This is a genomic window from Pseudomonas sp. AD21, from assembly GCF_002878485.1.
In the GTDB taxonomy this organism is placed as follows: Bacteria; Pseudomonadota; Gammaproteobacteria; order Pseudomonadales; family Pseudomonadaceae; genus Aquipseudomonas.
This window is the reverse complement of the sequence record NZ_NQYG01000034.1, coordinates 1-16805: the sequence shown is the minus strand read 5'-3', so window position 1 is coordinate 16805 and position 16805 is coordinate 1. Positions and strand designations below refer to the sequence as shown.

General features: G+C 60.6%; 14 protein-coding genes. 4 read left to right on the top strand and 10 right to left on the bottom strand.

What is annotated here, in order from left to right; translation table 11 throughout:
- Positions 1–86 precede the first annotated feature (86 nt).
- The gene (locus PseAD21_RS19060) at positions 87–1160 is read right to left on the bottom strand and encodes a BMP family ABC transporter substrate-binding protein (protein WP_102357092.1); all 1074 of its coding nucleotides are present in this window, start codon (positions 1158–1160) and stop codon (positions 87–89) included.
- A gap of 288 nt (positions 1161–1448) precedes the next feature.
- On the opposite strand from PseAD21_RS19060, the gene PseAD21_RS19055 reads away from it, so the two are divergent.
- A complete protein-coding gene (locus PseAD21_RS19055) occupies positions 1449–2540 on the top strand; it encodes a calcium:proton antiporter (protein WP_102357044.1) in 1092 nt (363 codons plus the stop codon).
- 112 nt (positions 2541–2652) lie between these two features.
- On the opposite strand, the gene PseAD21_RS19050 is transcribed toward PseAD21_RS19055, so the two are convergent.
- Together PseAD21_RS19050 and PseAD21_RS19040 are read right to left on the bottom strand one after the other, a co-directional pair.
- Complete coding sequence (locus PseAD21_RS19050) at positions 2653–4011, bottom strand: 8-oxoguanine deaminase (RefSeq protein ID WP_102357043.1); 1359 nt, start codon at positions 4009–4011, stop codon at positions 2653–2655.
- Positions 4012–4269: 258 nt separating this feature from the next.
- Positions 4270–4956, bottom strand: a complete 687-nt coding sequence (locus PseAD21_RS19040; RefSeq protein WP_102357041.1) for an SDR family oxidoreductase — start codon at positions 4954–4956, stop codon at positions 4270–4272.
- Positions 4957–5179: 223 nt separating this feature from the next.
- Here PseAD21_RS19040 and PseAD21_RS19035 point away from each other — a divergent pair, with 223 nt between their 5' ends.
- Complete coding sequence (locus PseAD21_RS19035; RefSeq protein WP_256588190.1) at positions 5180–5539, top strand: hypothetical protein; 360 nt, start codon at positions 5180–5182, stop codon at positions 5537–5539.
- A 79-nt stretch (positions 5540–5618) separates the two neighbouring features.
- Here the strand turns inward: PseAD21_RS19035 and PseAD21_RS19030 are convergent, their stop codons facing one another.
- The 7 genes from PseAD21_RS19030 to PseAD21_RS19000 all read right to left on the bottom strand — a co-directional run bounded on the left by PseAD21_RS19030 (position 5619) and on the right by PseAD21_RS19000 (position 13521).
- Positions 5619–6545: an ABC transporter permease gene (locus PseAD21_RS19030; protein ID WP_102357040.1), complete on the bottom strand. Its 927-nt coding sequence runs from the start codon at positions 6543–6545 to the stop codon at positions 5619–5621.
- A complete protein-coding gene (locus PseAD21_RS19025; protein ID WP_102357038.1) occupies positions 6545–7651 on the bottom strand; it encodes an ABC transporter permease in 1107 nt (368 codons plus the stop codon). The genes PseAD21_RS19030 and PseAD21_RS19025 overlap by 1 nt, the downstream gene beginning before the upstream one ends.
- A gap of 14 nt (positions 7652–7665) precedes the next feature.
- A complete protein-coding gene (locus tag PseAD21_RS19020) occupies positions 7666–9225 on the bottom strand; it encodes an ABC transporter ATP-binding protein (protein WP_102357037.1) in 1560 nt (519 codons plus the stop codon).
- Between the two features lie 538 nt (positions 9226–9763).
- A complete protein-coding gene (locus PseAD21_RS19015) occupies positions 9764–10345 on the bottom strand; it encodes a YigZ family protein (protein WP_102357035.1) in 582 nt (193 codons plus the stop codon).
- 8 nt (positions 10346–10353) lie between these two features.
- Entirely contained in the window at positions 10354–11004 is a 651-nt protein-coding gene (locus PseAD21_RS19010; protein WP_102357034.1) for a TetR/AcrR family transcriptional regulator, read from the bottom strand.
- Positions 11005–11091: 87 nt separating this feature from the next.
- Positions 11092–12480, bottom strand: a complete 1389-nt coding sequence (locus PseAD21_RS19005; RefSeq protein ID WP_102357032.1) for a uracil-xanthine permease family protein — start codon at positions 12478–12480, stop codon at positions 11092–11094.
- 120 nt (positions 12481–12600) lie between these two features.
- Positions 12601–13521, bottom strand: a complete 921-nt coding sequence (locus PseAD21_RS19000) for a LysR family transcriptional regulator (RefSeq protein WP_007968115.1) — start codon at positions 13519–13521, stop codon at positions 12601–12603.
- A gap of 138 nt (positions 13522–13659) precedes the next feature.
- On the opposite strand from PseAD21_RS19000, the gene PseAD21_RS18995 reads away from it, so the two are divergent.
- Together PseAD21_RS18995 and PseAD21_RS18990 are read left to right on the top strand one after the other, a co-directional pair.
- Positions 13660–15009, top strand: coding sequence for an aspartate aminotransferase family protein (locus tag PseAD21_RS18995; protein WP_102357030.1), 1350 nt, complete (start codon positions 13660–13662; stop codon positions 15007–15009).
- Positions 15010–15152: 143 nt separating this feature from the next.
- Positions 15153–16646: a CoA-acylating methylmalonate-semialdehyde dehydrogenase gene (locus PseAD21_RS18990; RefSeq protein WP_102357029.1), complete on the top strand. Its 1494-nt coding sequence runs from the start codon at positions 15153–15155 to the stop codon at positions 16644–16646.
- Positions 16647–16805 lie beyond the last annotated feature (159 nt).

Below are 16805 nucleotides of genomic sequence, written 5' to 3'. Positions count from 1 at the left end.
CGGTGTGTCAGTCGAAATATCTGCACCTGACACACCGCTATCGCGAGCAGGCTCACTCCTACAGGGGGCTGCTGGTAGGCCGGGGATTACTTCGGCATCTCGGCCTTCATCCCTTCCACGTAATAGTTCATCGACGCCAGTTGCGCATTGGTCGCACTCACGCCCGCCGGGATTTTCTCGACCCCGGCCTGATCCTTGATCGGCCCGGTGAACGGTTGCAGCGTGCCGCTCTTGATGTCAGCGATGATCTGTTCGGCCTCGGCTTTCACCGGTGCCGGCACCAGGTCGCTGATCGGCAGCTCAACGGTGCCTTCCTTCAGCCCACCCCAGTAATCCTGCGACTTCCAGGTGTGGTCGATCACGCTCTGCGTGGCCTGAATGTAGTGCGGTGCCCAGTCGTTGACGATCGAGGTCAGCACCGCTTTCGGGCCGAAGTGTGCCATGTCCGAGGCGTAACCCACGGCGTACACACCGCGCCGCTCGGCAGCCTGGATCGGCGCCGGGCTGTCGGTGTGCTGGAACACCACGTCCACGCCCTGATCGATCAGCGCGTTGGCGGCATCGGCTTCCTTGCCCGGGTCGAACCACGAGTTGACCCATACCACCTTGATCTCGGTGCCGGGGTTGTACTTGTTCAGGGCCAACTGGATGGCGTTGATGTCGCGGATCACCTCCGGAATCGGGAACGAGGCGACGTAGCCGATCTTCTTGGTCCTGGTCATCTTCGCCGCGAGGAAGCCGCCGACATAACGGCCCTCATAGGTGCGGGCCAGGTAGGTGCCGAGGTTCTTGTCCTGCTTGTAGCCGGTGGCGTGTTCGAAGGTCACTTTGGGAAATTGCTTGGCGACTTTCAGGGTCGGGTTCATGTAGCCGAAGGACGTGGTGAAGATCAGGTCGTAGTTGTCCTTGGCCATGTTGCGGATCACCCGTTCGGCGTCGGCGCCCTCGGCGACGTTCTCGACGTAATTGGTGGTGATCTGCGGGCCGAATTTCTCCGCCAGCGCCTTTCGCCCCTGTTCATGCTGATACGTCCAGCCGTGGTCGCCGATCGGGCCGATGTAGACGAAACCGACCTTCAGTGGGTCGGCAGCGCTGGCGCTCAGGCTGATCCCCAGACCGATGGCGGCGCACAGCAGTTTGTGCAGCGGGCGTATTTGCATGAATTCGAACTCCATTTTGTTGTGTGTGGTCAGGGTCAATGCAAATTGCTGACCAACAGGACAACAAACAGTCCGAAACCGAGTTGCGGCCTTCGCGAGCAGGCTCACGCCTACATTTGGAATGCATTCTCCTGTAGGAGTGAGCCTGCTCGCGATAGCGTCCTCAAGGCCAATAAAAGGGCACCTGCCGAGCTCGCTGCCATCCACTGGTGCGCTAAGGTGTAACGAAACGTTAGCGCCACGCCGCAGTCAGTAGCTCATTCGAACCTCTCGGCAAAAAGGCCCGCCATGCTCACGATTCTCAAGCAAGAAAGTTTTCTGCTGCTGGCGGTGATTGCCGCGTGTGTCGCTTATCCGCTGGAGCACTGGTTGCTGCACAGCGGCCAGATCGTTGCGCTGACCGGCGGGCTGGTACTGATCGCCTTCATCGTCGCCGCCTCGATGCGCGTTGCCCATCAGGCCGAACTGCTCGCGGAAAAAGTCGGCGACCCCTACGGCACGATGATCCTGACCCTCGCTGCGGTGCTGGTGGAAGTGGTGATCCTGGCGATCATGATGAGCAACGAAGCATCAGCCACGCTGGTGCGTGACACGATCTATTCGGCGGTGATGCTCGACATCAACGGCATCCTCGGCCTCGCCGCGCTGATGGGCGGGCTCAAGCATGGCGAGCAGTCGTACAACGACGATTCGGCGCGCAGTTACAGCGTGATGATCCTCACCGCCATGGGCGTGTCGATGGTGGTGCCGGAGTTCATTCCGGCGGCTAACTGGAAGGTTTATTCGGCGTTCACCATCGGTGCGATGGTGGTGCTTTACGCGTTGTTCCTGCGCATGCAGGTTGGGCCGCACAGCTACTTTTTCAGCTACAGCTACCCGGATAAACGCCGCAAGAAAGAACCGGTGGAGCAGGAGCCGAAACCGCTGAGTCTGGCGTGGTCGATCGGCATTCTGGTGTTCGGGGTGGTGGTGATCGGCGCGCTGGCCGAAGTGATGTCCAAGACCCTCGATCTGGGCCTGGAAGGCACGGGCGCACCGCCGGTGATCACGGCGATTCTGGTGGCGGCGATTTCGGCAGCGCCGGAGATTTTGACGGCGTTACGTGCGGCACTCGCCAACCGCATGCAGTCGGTGGTGAACATTGCGATGGGCGCGTCACTGTCGACGGTGATCCTGACCGTGCCGGTGATGGAAGCGATGGCGCTGTACACCGGCCAGCCGTTTCAAATGGCGATGACCCCGGTGCAGACGGTGATGATCTTCATCACGTTGATCGTCAGTGCGATCAACCTGAATGACGGCGAGACCAATGCCATCGAAGGCATGACCCACTTTGTGCTGTTTGCGACGTTCATCATGCTGTCGCTGCTGGGCCTTTAAGAACATGTGGGAGCGGGCTTGCTCGCGAAAGCGGTGTGTCAGGCAGCTTAAAACTGAATGATACGACGCCTTCGCGAGCAAGCCCGCTCCCACAGGTTTGATCAGCGGTGTATCAGCTACCGGCGATCAACTGGCGAGCCGCCTGGCTGTGATCGGCGATCAGGCCTTTGAGGTCAAGACCTTCGACTTGACCATCAATCACCCGCCACTTGCCGCCGATCATCACCCGATCCGCACGATCCGCGCCGCACAACAACAGCGCCGAAACCGGATCGTGGCTGCCGGAGAAACGCAGTTCATCCAGTTTGAACAACGCCAGATCCGCCTGCTTGCCCACCGCCAGCTCACCGATGTCGGTGCGCCCCAACAGACTCGCCGAGCCCTTGGTCGCCCAACCCAGCACGCGCTCGGGGGTGATCTTTTCCGCACCATAACGCAGACGCTGGATGTACAACGCCTGCCGCGCTTCGAGGATCATGTTCGATGCATCGTTGGAAGCGGAACCGTCTACGCCCAGGCCAAACAGCGCGCCGGCATCGGTCAAGTCGATGCTCGGGCAGATGCCGGAAGCCAGGCGCATGTTCGAACTCGGGCAATGGCAGATACCGGTGCCGGCCTGGCCAAGACGGGCGATTTCGTCCGGGTTGAAGTGGATGCCGTGGGCCAGCCAGGTGCGCGGGCCAAGCCAGCCGACGCTGTCCAGATAATCCACGGTGCGCAGGCCGAAGCGCTGCAGGCAGAAATCTTCTTCGTCGAGGGTTTCCGCCAGGTGCGTGTGCAGGCGTACGTCGAGTGTGTTCGCCAGTTCGGCGCTGGCCGACATGATTTCCGGGGTCACCGAGAACGGCGAACACGGTGCCAGAGCGATCTGGATTTGCGCACCATCGCCGCGCTCGTGGTACTCGTGAATCAGGCGCTGACTGTCGTCGAGAATCACCTGGCCTTCCTGCACGGTCTGTTGCGGTGGCAGGCCGCCGTCCTTCTCGCCGAGGCTCATCGAACCGCGCGTGAGCATGGCGCGCATGCCCAGTTCGCGCACGGTGTCGACTTGCACGTCGATGGCGTTTTCCAGACCGTCCGGGAACAGATAGTGGTGGTCGGCGGCGGTGGTGCAACCGGAGAGCAGCAGTTCAGCCAGCGCGACCTTGGTGGCGAGGGCGAGTTTTTCCGGGGTCAGCCGCGCCCACACCGGGTACAGGGTTTTCAGCCACGGGAACAGCGGCTGATTGACCACCGGCGCCCAGGCGCGAGTCAGGGTTTGATAGAAATGGTGATGGGTGTTGATCAGTCCCGGCAGGATCACGTGTTCGCGGGCATCGAACACTTCATTGCACGGCGCGGACGGTTGCTGACCGGCCGCCAGCACTTCGACGATGACGCCATCTTGGAGCACCAGACCGCCACGGGCATCGAGCGCGTTGGAAGTGAAAATGGCGAGGGGATTTTTTAACCAGGTACGGGTCGCGGGCATGTTGCCGGCTCCTCTGAAAGTTGGGTTCAGGGTTGCCAGCTCAGTGTTGCCCTGTCTGCTGATCCAGGGTCGCCGCGAAGGACGAGGTGCGCAGTTTCAAACAAATCGTTGCGGCGGGCAAGCCCAACCCGACAGCCAACACACACTGCCCCTGTGGGAGCGGGCTTGCTCGCGAAAGCGGTATGTCAGGCAACTGATCTATTGACTGACACAACGCTTTCGCGAGCAAGCCCGCTCCCACATTGGGATCTTCGGTTATTACCAGGGAATGGTTTCGCCCTTGTAGTTGATGAAGTGATGTCCGCCCTTGCCGGTATACGCATTCACCTGATCAATCAGCCCACGAGTGCTGGTGTCCACGTCAAGGTCGGCACCGTCACCGCCCATATCCGTCTTCACCCAGCCCGGATGCAACGACAGTACAGTGAGTTTCTGCTCGCCCAATTGCGTGACGAAACTGTTGGTCATCGAGTTCAGCGCGGCCTTGCTCGCCTTGTACAGCGCCAGCTCCGGTGCGTCAGGTACGGTCACGCTGCCCAGCCCGGAACTCATGAACGCCAGCACGCCGCTGCCGTCGCGGATCTGCCCGACAAAGCGCTGCGCCAGATTGATCGGCGCCACCGCGTTGGTGAAGAACAACTGACCGACTTCGGCCAGTGTCGCGCCGCCCGGGGTCTGCACTTCCGGGCCTTTGACCCCGGCGTTGACGAACAGCAGATCGAAGGTCTCGCCCTTGAGCTGTTGGCTCAGGGCGATCACGGCTTGCTGGTCGTCCATGTCGAGTTTCTCGATACGCACCTTGCCCAACGCCTGCAGCGCCTCGGCTTTCTGCGGATTGCGCACGGTGGCGGTCACCTGCCAGCCATCGGCCAGCAGGGTTTTCACCAGCCCGAGGCCCAAGCCACGGGAGGCGCCGATGATCAGTGCGTTTTTTGCCTGGGACATGAAGGGATTCCTTGAAAGTTACGGTTCACGGATTCAATGGACACGCCTGACCGAGCCGTTGTTGCAACGCTCGTCGCAACACATCGAGCGGGGTCTCAAAAGAGGTATTGACCTTGGAGCATACTCCAGGCTTTACCGTGGTTGCTCCTCAAATTTTGGAGCAAGGATGATGTGGACTTCGACGCAGTATCGCAACGTGGTGCGCGGTAGCGCCTGATATGACCTGATCGTTACGGGCGCGTTTGCCACGCCGTGGAGTTTTGTCGCGTTGCATGGTTTTTTGACAGCGCTGAATTTGCCCGGTGAACTGCCGGCGTTTCAGCCTGTGCATATGTTGATGGCGAATCTGTTGGGTTCGGTGGTTTGCGTGTGGGCGGTGCTGCGGATTCGTGATCCGCAACCGGTGTATGGGCGCTATGACGCGGTGGCGCGGTTTCTGTTTGCGGCCTGGCAGGGGTATGCCTTGTTTCATGGCGCCAGTTCACTATTGGTGGGTTTTCTGTTCCTTGAACTGGCGTGGGGCATTGCTCAGGTGTTGCCTGTTCGGACGCCTTCGCGAGCAAGCCCGCTCCCACAGGTTTAGTGTCGTTGGCAAGTTCTGTATACGACACGGACACTGTGGGAGCGGGCTTGCTCGCGAAAAGGCCGGTAGGGTCACCGCATCAATGCCCTGACTGCCACGGCTGCCCCAACGACACTGGCGCATACAACCGTGTGCGCACCGCATCCCGCGACAACAGCACCAACACCACAATCGTCGCCACATACGGCAACATTGCCAGCAAGCTCGACGGAATCGCCAGCCCCAACCCCTGCGCCACCAGGTGCAGGATGCTGGCGAGGCCGAACAGGTAGGCCCCGAGCAACAGGCGCCACACTCGCCAACTGGCAAACACCACCAGCGCCAACGCGATCCAGCCGCGCCCGGCGGTCATGTTTTCGGCCCACATCGGCGTGTACGCCAGCGACAGATACGCCCCGGCCAACCCGGCCATTGCCCCGCCAAATAGCACCGCCAACGTACGCACGGTCAACACCGGCAAGCCCATCGCACTGGCTGCATCCGGGTTCTCGCCAACCGCCTGAATGATCAACCCGACACGACTTTTGATGATCACCCATGCCACCAGCGCAAACAGGGCGAACGACAGGTACACCAGCAAGTCCTGAGCAAACAGCATGCGCCCGATCAGCGGAATGCCACTCAAGTACGGAATCGCCAACGGCTCGAAACCGCTCAGCGGCTTGCCGACCCACGCGGCACCAATAAAGGTCGACAGCCCCACACCAAAAATCGTCAGCGCCAGTCCGGTTGCGACCTGATTGGCATTGAACACCAGCGCCACCAGGGCAAACAGCGACGACAACAGCATCCCCGCGAGCATCGCCAGCAACACGCCGAGCCACAGGTTGCCGCTGTTTAGCGCGACGATGAAACCGATCACCGCACCGAACAGCATCATTCCTTCCTGGCCGAGGTTGAGCACGCCGCTCTTCTCACAGATCAGCTCACCCAGCGCTACCAACAGCAGGGGCGTGCCGCAACGCACCATGGCGTAGAAAATATTGCTCAACAGATCGATATCCATCACAGCGCTCCGGCGGTTATGGCGGTGGTCGATGTGCGCCGTGCCCAGTGCAGTTTCAGGCGTGGTCGATAGAGAATCAGCACGTCGCAGGCGAGCAGGAAAAACAGCATCATTCCCTGAAACAGTTGGGTGATCGCTTGGGGCAGATTGAGGGTCATCTGCGCACTTTCGCCGCCGATGTACAGCAGCGCCATCAGCAGACTGGAAAACACAATGCCGAGCGGATTGAGCCGGCCGAGGAACGCCACGGTGATCGCCGCGTAGCCGTAACCCGGCGACACCTGCGGCACCAGTTGGCCGATCGGTCCGGTCACTTCACAGACCCCGGCCAGCCCGGCCAAAGCGCCGCTGATCAGCAGCGCGAGCCAGATCAGACGCTTCTCGCGAAAGCCGACAAACCCGGCCGCGCGCTTGTCCAGGCCCAGCACTTTTATCTGGAAACCGACGAAGCTTTTCTGCAGCAACACCCACACTGTCACCAGCGCGAGCAGGGCGAAATACACTCCGGCGTGCGCCCGGCCATCCTCCATCAGCAACGGCAAGCGACTGGCGTCGCCGAACATCGCCGACTCGGGAAAGTTGTAGCCGGCCGGATCCTTCAACGGCCCGTGCACGCAGAACAGCAACAGGTTCAGCGCGATGTAATTGAGCATGATGCTGGTGAGGATTTCGTTGGCGTTGAAGCGCGTGCGCAACCACGCCGTCAGCCCGGCCCAGGCGGCGCCGGCGAAGGTGCCGGTGAGCAGAATCAGCACCAGCGCCCAACGGCTTTGCATGTCGATGATGTTCACCGCCAGCGCGCTGCCGGCGAGTGCACCGAGCAGCAGCTGACCTTCGGCGCCGATGTTCCAGATCCGCGCTTGATAAGCCACGGCCAGGCCGAGTGCGCAGAGCAGAATCGGCAGCGCCTTGACCATTAATTCGGAGACGCCATACAGGTCGCTGATTGGTGCAATCAACAGGGTGTGCAAGGTTTGCAGCGGATCATGGCCGAGGGCGATGAACAGCAGCGAGCCGCAGCCCAGTGTCAGCAGTGCCGCCAGCAGTGGCGAGCACCACAGCATCAGGCGTGATTGCTGGCCACGGGGTTCGAGGGAAAGCAGCATGTCGGGAAACTCCGTCAGAGCGTGGCCGATGAAGGCGCGTCGTTGAATTGCCCGGCCATCCAGCCGCCGACGTCGCTCAACAGGGTGTCGGTGGTGTTTTGCAGGGGCGACAGTCGTCCGGCGCACAGGGCGCCGAGGCGATCGCTGATCTGGAACAGTTCTTCGAGGTCTTCGGAAATCACCAGAATCGCTGCGCCGGCATCGCGCAAGGCGATCAGCGCCCGGTGAATGGTTGCCGCAGCGCCGACGTCGACGCCCCAGGTCGGATGCGCGGCGATCAGCAGTTTCGGCTGCTGGAGGATTTCCCGGCCAAGGATGAATTTCTGCAGGTTGCCGCCGGAGAGACTGCGCGCGGCGGCCTGGGTATCCGGGGTTTTGACCCCGAAGCGTTGAATGATCTGTTGGGCGAGGGCTTCGACTTTGCCGCGCTCGATCAAGCCGTTGCTCACCAGCCCTTGTTGAAATGCGGTGAGCAGGGCGTTGTCCGCCAGACTCAACTCCGGCACGGCGCCGTGACCGAGGCGTTCGGCGGGAACGAAAGCCAGGCCGAGTCTGCGGCGCGCATCCGGACGTAAATCGGCGACGGCTTGACCGGCAAAACCAATCGTTGCGGCACTGGCGCGGGGCAGGGGGTGTTCGCCACTGAGCAGGGCGAGCAATTCGTCTTGGCCATTGCCCGCGACCCCGGCGATGCCGACGATTTCCCCGCTGCGTACCTGCAAGTTTATGGCGGTCAGCGAGCAGCCAAACGGATCGGGGTTGTGCCAACTCAAGCCGTTGACCTGTAAGTACGCCGCGCCACCGCTGACCTTCGGGTACTCGCCGATCAATGCCGCCGCTTCGCCGACCATCAGCTGCGCCAATTGCTGGTCCGAACATTCGGCGGGGATGCAATGCCCGGCCACCCGTCCGCCACGCAGCACCGTGGCGCTGTGGCACAACGCACGGACTTCACCGAGTTTGTGGCTGATGAACAGAATGCTGCAGCCCTCGGCCGCCAGACGACGCAGGGTGATGAACAACTCTTCCGCCTCTTGCGGGGTGAGCACCGACGTCGGTTCGTCGAGGATCAGCAGGCGGATGTCCTGCATCAGGCAGCGGATGATCTCCACCCGTTGCCGTTCGCCGATCGACAGGCTGTGGACAAGTCGCTCCGGCTCCAGCGCCATGCCGTAGCGGCGTGAAACCTCACGAATTTTGGGCTCCAGTTGTTTCGGCGTGCCGGCCTTGGCGCCCATCGCCAGGGCAACGTTTTGCGCCACGCTGAGGGTTTCGAACAGCGAAAAGTGCTGGAACACCATGCCGATCCCCAAATGTCGGGCCTGCGCCGGATTGCGGATATTCACCCGCTGGCCCTGCCAGAGCATTTCGCCCGCATCGGCCTGGGTGACGCCGTAGATGATTTTCATCAGGGTACTTTTCCCCGCGCCGTTCTCGCCCAGCAGGGCGTGGATTTCGCCGGGGGCGATGCTCAGGTCGATGGCGTCATTGGCCAGGCAACCGGGATAGCGTTTGCCGATGTGGCGCAGTTGCAGGCGCGGGGTGGGGGCGGTGCTTGTAGAAAAGGTGTGCATGACAGGCTCGACTGGCTTGGCGGTGTGCCTGTGGATAAAGCAATTTCCTGGCCATTGAGTCAGGAACCCCCGCCGTAGCCGTTGCCGCGCGCCGGAACTAGAGCATCGCGCTAAAAAAACTGGGCAGGCGGGCACCAATACAGAGCAAAGCCGTTGATCCGGCTCCACTTTTGCACTGTGACAAACTGGTTAAAAAACGAGCAACCGGGTCGAAGCTATGCAGAACCTGCGACTGCGCCAGCCATGAACGGGTTATCCACAGGTTGTTCCACAGTATTTGTGCGCAAGCCGAAAAGCCGGGCATAAGCAAAGACCGCTTATCTTCTAATGGTGATAAACAGCTCTAACTATTTGTTTTTACGCGGGATTAATTTTTTTTTCATGTGGATTGGACGAAAAGTGAGCAAATCGCGCAAAGCCACGTGACAGAAGGGTTACAGCGGAATGTGCTCAGGTTATCCACAGTCGGGTGCACAGCAGATGTGGGCAAGTTATTGGCATAAGCCCTCGGCCATGCGCCCCAAAAGATTGCAGGTTGTCAGCGCTGCAGCAGAATCCGCCCCCGGCTCAAATCCGCCAGTTGCATCTGCAGCAAATCAATCTGCGCCTCACCCACCGCCAACTGCAATTCGACGCCGTTGGCGGTGAAGTTTTCCTCCACCACCAAACCACCCAGGCCCGCCACCCGCAGTTTCAGCAGCGGCAACTCGGCAAAGCCACAGGCACAGCGCAACGGCACGCGGCGGATCAACTCGGTTTTTTCCGCCGTTTGCAGGCACTTGTTCGCGCCGCCGCCATAGGCCCGGGCCAATCCGCCGGTGCCCAGCTGAATGCCGCCATACCAGCGGATCACCAGCACTGCGACCTGATCGCAATCCTGCGCCTCGATCGCCGCCAGAATCGGCCGCCCGGCGGTGCCGCCGGGTTCGCCATCGTCATTGCTGCGGTATTGATCACCGAGCTTCCACGCCCAGCAGTTATGCGAGGCGTTCAAGTCGCTGTGTTGCTCGAAGAACGCCTGCGCGTCCGCGGGGCTGCCGATCGGAGCAGCGAAGGTGATAAAGCGGCTTTTGCGAATCTCTTCGCGGTACTCGCAAAAACCGCTGAGGGTGAAAGGCATAAAACGTCTTATACGGAAGGTGTGAGGCCGCAGCCTTTGAGGATGATGCGGATCAGGTTGTTGCCGGCGTCTTCCATGTCTTGCTTGGTCAGCTTGCTGCGCCCGCTGACCCGGCAGATCTGCGTGGCGAAGTCGGCGTAGTGCTGGGTGCTGCCCCACAGCAGGAAGATCAGGTGCACCGGATCCACCGGATCCATTTTGCCGGCATCGATCCACGCTTGAAACACTGCTGCCCGACCGTTGAACCAGGCGCGGTAATCCTGGTTGAAATATTCGCTCAGGCATTCGCCACCGCTGATCACTTCCATCGCGAAGATGCGCGAGGCTTGTGGCTGGCGGCGGGAGAATTCCATCTTGGCGCGGATGTAGCGGGTCAGCGCTTCGGCCGGATCGTCATCGGCCGTCAGGGTGTTGAAGGTGCTGTCCCACAGTTCGATGATGTTGCTCAGCACCGCCACGTACAACCCAAGCTTGTTGGTGAAGTAGTAATGCAGGTTCGCCTTGGGCAACCCGGCATTCTGGGCGATGGTGTTCATGCTGGTGCCTTTGTAACCGTGACGGGCGAACTCGTCTTCGGCGGCTTTGAGGATGGTCTCTTCGTTCTTCTGACGAATGCGGCTGGCGGGCTTGCCGCCGTGGGCTGGGACTTCAAAGGTCATAGGCACTTCCGGTTTGTCTGTGGGTGCAACCAGTTGCGTTGATAACTCACCCACAGGCATCCGACAAGTCCTGATGCAATAAAACCGTTACGCCTGTTCGATCTTGTTCAACGGTGCGGCGGATTCGACGGTTATGGTTTTCGCCTCCGGCAGCAACAGGCAGAGGATGATCGCGGTCAGCCCGCCGCTGGTGATCGCCGAATCGAACAGGTTCTGCACCAGTTGCGGCAGCAGGTGCAACAGGTTCGGTTGCGCGGCGATGCCCAGGCCGACGCCGAGCGAGGTGGCGATGATCAGCATGCTGCGTCGGTCCAGCGGTGACTGCGCAAGAATCCGCACCCCAGCCGCTGCGACGCTGCCGAACATCACCAGCGTGGCGCCGCCGAGTACCGGTTTCGGAATCTGCTGCAACACCGCGCCGATCATCGGAAACAGGCCGAGACAAAACAGGATCGCGCCGATGTACAAGCCAACATAGCGGCTGGCAACGCCAGTCAACTGGATCACGCCGTTGTTCTGCGCGAATGTGGTGTTGGGGAAGGCGCTGAAGGTGGCAGCGATCATGCAGCTCACGCCGTCACCCAGTACGCCGCCGCGCAAACGGCTTATATAAGAAGGGCCGCTGATGGGCTGGCGGGCGAGCATGCAATTGGCCGTGAGGTCACCGACGGTTTCGATGGTGCTGATCAGATAAATCAGCGCGACGGGCAGGAAAGCCGTCCAGTCGAAGCTGAAACCGAATTTGAATGGCGCAGGAAGACTGACCAGCGGCAGGTCAGGCAATGCCAGCGGAACCAGTTTGCCGCTGAACCATGCGGCCAGGCTGCCAAGCAGCAGTCCGATAATGATTGCCGACAGCCGCACCCACGGCGTGTTCGAGCGATTGAGCAGGATGATCGTCAGCAACACGAACACACCCAGTGCCAGATTGCCCGGCGCGCCGAAGTCCGGCGCATTGAAGCCGCCGCCCAGGTCAGTGATGCCGACCTTTATCAGGCTGATACCGATCAGAGTAATCACGATCCCGGTCACCAGCGGTGTAACGACTCTGCGCAACTGGCCGATGAAACGGCTGAGGACGATCTGCACGATCGCGCCGAAAAAGCACACGCCGAAGATCATTGCGAGAATGTCTTCCGGGCTGCCGCCACGTTGCTTGACCAGAAAACCGGCGGACAGCACGGCCCCGAGAAAGGCAAAACTGGTGCCCTGCAAACAGATCATCCCGGCGCCGATACCGAACGGACGGCGCGCCTGAATAAAGGTGCCGACCCCGGAGACCATCAGCGCCATGCTGATCAGGTACGGCAAGTGCGCGGTCAGCCCGAGGGCCGAGCCGATCACCAGCGGCGGGGGGATGATGCCGACGAAACTGGCGAGCACGTGTTGTAGGGCGGCGAGGATTGCGGCCGGCGGTTTGGGGCGGTCGTCGAGGCCGTAGATCAGGTCGCTGGACGGTGCGGAATCTGGCTGCATGGGCGTGGGCTTCTTGTTGAAGGATCGGGTTGATCCTGCATTGCAAAAAGCTGTCCACTTGCTCAGGTTATTGTTTGGTTTACTTACTCCGGCCTAGCGTGGCCGGGCCTCTTCTGGGTTTCAGCGCGTTGCTGCCAGGCTTTCGAGAAAGCTTTCCAGCACCAAATGGGGGCGCCGGCCCTTGCGCGTGACCGATGCAAGGCTCAGGTCGTAGAACCGTGTTGTTGATTTCAGCGCACGCAAGCGTCCTTGTTGCACCCACAGACTGGCGTAGTGGTCCGGCAGATAACCGATGTAGCGCCCGGTGAGAATCAGAAACGCCATGCCCTCACGGTCAGACGCACTGGCGGTGCAATTGAGCGCCTGATAATGCGCCTGAATCTCCGCCGGCAAACGGAAGGTCGGGGCAATCGCGTCCTGACTATTAAGGCGCTCATCATCCAGTTGCTTGTCATCGACATAAAACAGCGGATGACCCACCGCGCAGTAAAGCAGCGAGCGTTCGCTGTACAACGGCTGATACTCCAGCCCCGACAGCGCACTGGCCTGCGGTACCACGCCGACATGCAGGCGGCCATCGAGTACGCCTTGTTCGACTTCGTTGGGGGCGATCATGCGAATCTGGATCTGCACGTCCGGCCCGCGTTCCTTCAACTGGGCGAGGGCATGGGTGATGCGCATGTGCGGCAGGGTAACGAGGTTGTCGGTCAGACCGATGATCAACTCGCCCCGCAGGTGTTGATGCAGGCCGTTGACCTCAGTGCGAAAACTTTCCAGCGCACTCAACAGTTGCAGCGCCGACTGATAAACCTCGCGACCCTCTTCAGTCAGCGAGAACCCGGCGCGACCGCGTTGGCACAAACGCAGGCCGAGGCGCTGTTCCAGATCGCTCATCTGCTGGCTGATCGCCGAACGGCCGATACCGAGCACGGTTTCCGCCGCCGAGAAGCCGCCGCATTCCACTACGCTACGAAAAATCCGCAGCAGGCGAATATCAAAGTCACTGACCTGGGCCAGCGGATCGGGACGGCGGCTGCTCATGTTGTTGTTCTCATTGTTTAGCAGTGATCTAACTGAAGGTTAGAAAAGTTGGATTTCACCGACTTTATCCGCGTGGCAATTTAGCTGCAACAACGCTTTCTATCTCCCTGATGCTTATGCCCTGCGAGGTTTTGCCCGATGAACTTGCCTGAAAACGCTCCATCGCCACTGGCCAGCCAATTGAAGCTGGACGCGCACTGGATGCCGTACACCGCCAACCGTAACTTCCAGCGCGATCCGCGTCTGATCGTCGGTGCCGAAGGCAGCTGGCTGTTCGATGACAAAGGTCGCAAGATCTACGACTCGCTGTCCGGTCTGTGGACTTGCGGCGCCGGGCACACCCGCAAGGAAATCCAGGAAGCGGTCGCCAAGCAACTGGGCACCCTCGATTACTCGCCAGGCTTCCAGTACGGCCACCCACTGTCGTTCCAACTGGCGGAAAAGATCACTGATCTGACCCCGGGCAACCTGAACCACGTGTTCTTCACCGACTCCGGCTCCGAGTGCGCCGACACCGCGGTGAAAATGGTCCGTGCCTACTGGCGCCTGAAAGGCCAGTCGACCAAGACCAAAATGATCGGCCGTGCCCGTGGTTACCACGGCGTGAACATCGCCGGCACCAGCCTCGGCGGCGTCAACGGCAACCGCAAGCTGTTCGGTCAGTCGATGATGGACGTCGATCACCTGCCGCACACGCTGCTGGCCAGCAACGCATTCTCCCGTGGCATGCCGGAGCAGGGCGGTATCGCCCTGGCCGATGAGCTGCTCAAGCTGATCGAACTGCACGACGCGTCGAACATCGCGGCGGTATTCGTTGAGCCTCTGGCCGGCTCCGCTGGCGTACTGGTTCCGCCACAGGGTTATCTGAAACGTCTGCGCGAGATCTGCGATCAGCACAACATTCTGCTGGTCTTCGACGAAGTGATCACCGGTTTCGGCCGTACCGGCACCATGTTCGGCGCCACCACCTTCGGCGTGACCCCGGACCTGATGTGCATCGCCAAGCAAGTCACCAACGGCGCGATCCCGATGGGCGCGGTGATTGCCAGCTCCGAGATCTACCAGACCTTCATGAATCAGCCTACTCCGGAATACGCCGTGGAATTCCCGCACGGCTACACCTACTCGGCGCACCCGGTGGCTTGCGCCGCAGGTCTTGCGGCACTCGACCTGCTGCAAAAGGAAAACCTGGTGCAGAGCGTCGCCGAGGTTGCACCGCATTTCGAAAATGCCCTGCACGGTCTGAAAGGTTCGAAGAACGTCATCGACATCCGTAACTACGGCCTGGCCGGTGCGATCCAGATTGCGGCCCGTGACGGCGATGCCATCGTGCGTCCATTCGAAGCCGGCATGGCCTTGTGGAAAGCCGGGTTCTACGTGCGCTTCGGCGGCGACACCCTGCAGTTCGGCCCAACCTTCAACAGCAAGCCGCAAGACCTTGATCGTCTGTTCGACGCGGTTGGCGAAGTGCTGAACAAGCTCGACTGATTGATGTAGAACCTGTGGGAGCCGAGCTTGCTCGCGAAGGCGTACTAAATCGCGCCAGTGACATCCGGCTCCTGATCAAAACTACCTATATATAGAAGGCGCTCTTAAACGGGCGTCTGTGGACAAGAATTCAGGAGCTTTCGATGAGCGTTATCCCGCATTTGATCAATGGCGAACTGGTAACCGAGAACGGTCGCGCGGTTGATGTGTTCAACCCGTCCACCGGTCAAGCGATTCACAAGCTGCCGCTGGCCACCCGCGAAACCATTCAACACGCGATCGATGCCGCCAAGGCCGCATTCCCGGCCTGGCGCAACACGCCACCGGCCAAACGTGCCCAGGTGATGTTCCGCTTCAAGCAATTGCTGGAGCAGAACGAAGCGCGTATCTCGCAATTGATCAGCGAAGAACACGGCAAGACGCTGGAAGACGCCGCCGGTGAACTGAAGCGCGGTATCGAGAACGTCGAGTTTGCCTGCGCAGCTCCGGAAATCCTCAAGGGCGAGTACAGCCGCAACGTCGGCCCGAACATCGATGCCTGGTCGGACTTCCAGCCACTGGGTGTGGTCGCCGGTATCACTCCATTCAACTTCCCGGCGATGGTGCCGTTGTGGATGTACCCACTGGCGATCGTCTGCGGCAACTGCTTCATTCTCAAGCCGTCCGAGCGTGATCCAAGCTCGACGCTGTTGATCGCTCAACTGCTGCTGGAAGCCGGCCTGCCGAAAGGCGTGCTGAGCGTGGTGCATGGCGACAAGACGGCGGTGGATGCGCTGATCGAAGCGCCGGAAGTCAAAGCGCTGAGCTTCGTGGGGTCGACGCCGATTGCCGAGTACATCTACGCCGAAGGCACCAAGCGCGGCAAACGCGTGCAGGCACTCGGCGGCGCGAAGAACCACGCCGTGCTGATGCCGGATGCGGATCTGGACAACGCGGTCAGCGCACTGATGGGCGCAGCTTACGGTTCCTGCGGCGAGCGCTGCATGGCGATTTCGGTAGCAGTGTGCGTTGGCGACCAAGTAGCCGATGCACTGGTGGCCAAACTGGTTCCACAGATCAAGGCGTTGAAAATCGGTGCCGGAACTTCGTGTGGTCTGGACATGGGGCCACTAGTCACTGGTCAGGCACGTGACAAAGTCAGCGGTTATGTCGATGACGGCGTGGCGGCGGGCGCAACCCTGGTGGTCGACGGTCGTGGCTTGAGCATTCCAGGCCATGAAGACGGCTTCTTCCTCGGTGGCTGCCTGTTCGATAACGTCACCCCTGAGATGCGCATCTATAAGGAAGAGATCTTCGGGCCGGTGTTGTGCGTGGTACGGGTCAACAGCCTTGAAGAGGCGATGAAGCTGATCAACGATCACGAATACGGCAACGGCACTTGCATCTTCACCCGTGACGGTGAAGCGGCGCGTCTGTTCTGCGACGAGATCGAAGTCGGCATGGTCGGCGTCAACGTACCGCTGCCGGTACCGGTGGCTTACCACAGCTTCGGCGGCTGGAAGCGTTCGCTGTTCGGCGATCTGCATGCCTATGGCCCGGACGGTGTGCGCTTCTATACCCGTCGCAAGGCCATCACCCAGCGCTGGCCGCAACGTGCGAGCCACGAGGCTTCGCAATTCGCTTTCCCTAGCTTGTAAGTAGAAGGGCATAACGAAGGCCGACCTCTAGAGGTCGGCCTTCGTGTTTTCGGGCTTTTTTGACGGATATGACAGAAATGTGAAATTAACGGTTGACGGCAGATTTCAGATGTCTATAATTCGCCCCACTTCCGGCGCAGTCGAAACGGAAAACTCCTT

Bases quoted from the DNA above. Each gene is read 5' to 3' on its own strand.
- PseAD21_RS19005 (WP_102357032.1), bottom strand. From the start codon at position 12,480: ATGCAGCCAGATTCCGCACCGTCCAGCGACCTGATCTACGGCCTCGAC.
- PseAD21_RS18995 (WP_102357030.1), top strand. From the start codon at position 13,660: ATGAACTTGCCTGAAAACGCTCCATCGCCACTGGCCAGCCAATTGAAG.
- PseAD21_RS19025 (WP_102357038.1), bottom strand. From the start codon at position 7,651: ATGCTGCTTTCCCTCGAACCCCGTGGCCAGCAATCACGCCTGATGCTG.
- PseAD21_RS19055 (WP_102357044.1), top strand. From the start codon at position 1,449: ATGCTCACGATTCTCAAGCAAGAAAGTTTTCTGCTGCTGGCGGTGATT.
- PseAD21_RS19020 (WP_102357037.1), bottom strand. From the start codon at position 9,225: ATGCACACCTTTTCTACAAGCACCGCCCCCACCCCGCGCCTGCAACTG.
- PseAD21_RS18990 (WP_102357029.1), top strand. From the start codon at position 15,153: ATGAGCGTTATCCCGCATTTGATCAATGGCGAACTGGTAACCGAGAAC.
- PseAD21_RS19015 (WP_102357035.1), bottom strand. From the start codon at position 10,345: ATGCCTTTCACCCTCAGCGGTTTTTGCGAGTACCGCGAAGAGATTCGC.
- PseAD21_RS19030 (WP_102357040.1), bottom strand. From the start codon at position 6,545: ATGGATATCGATCTGTTGAGCAATATTTTCTACGCCATGGTGCGTTGC.
- PseAD21_RS19040 (WP_102357041.1), bottom strand. From the start codon at position 4,956: ATGTCCCAGGCAAAAAACGCACTGATCATCGGCGCCTCCCGTGGCTTG.
- PseAD21_RS19050 (WP_102357043.1), bottom strand. From the start codon at position 4,011: ATGCCCGCGACCCGTACCTGGTTAAAAAATCCCCTCGCCATTTTCACT.
- PseAD21_RS19060 (WP_102357092.1), bottom strand. From the start codon at position 1,160: ATGCAAATACGCCCGCTGCACAAACTGCTGTGCGCCGCCATCGGTCTG.
- PseAD21_RS19000 (WP_007968115.1), bottom strand. From the start codon at position 13,521: ATGAGCAGCCGCCGTCCCGATCCGCTGGCCCAGGTCAGTGACTTTGAT.
- PseAD21_RS19010 (WP_102357034.1), bottom strand. From the start codon at position 11,004: ATGACCTTTGAAGTCCCAGCCCACGGCGGCAAGCCCGCCAGCCGCATT.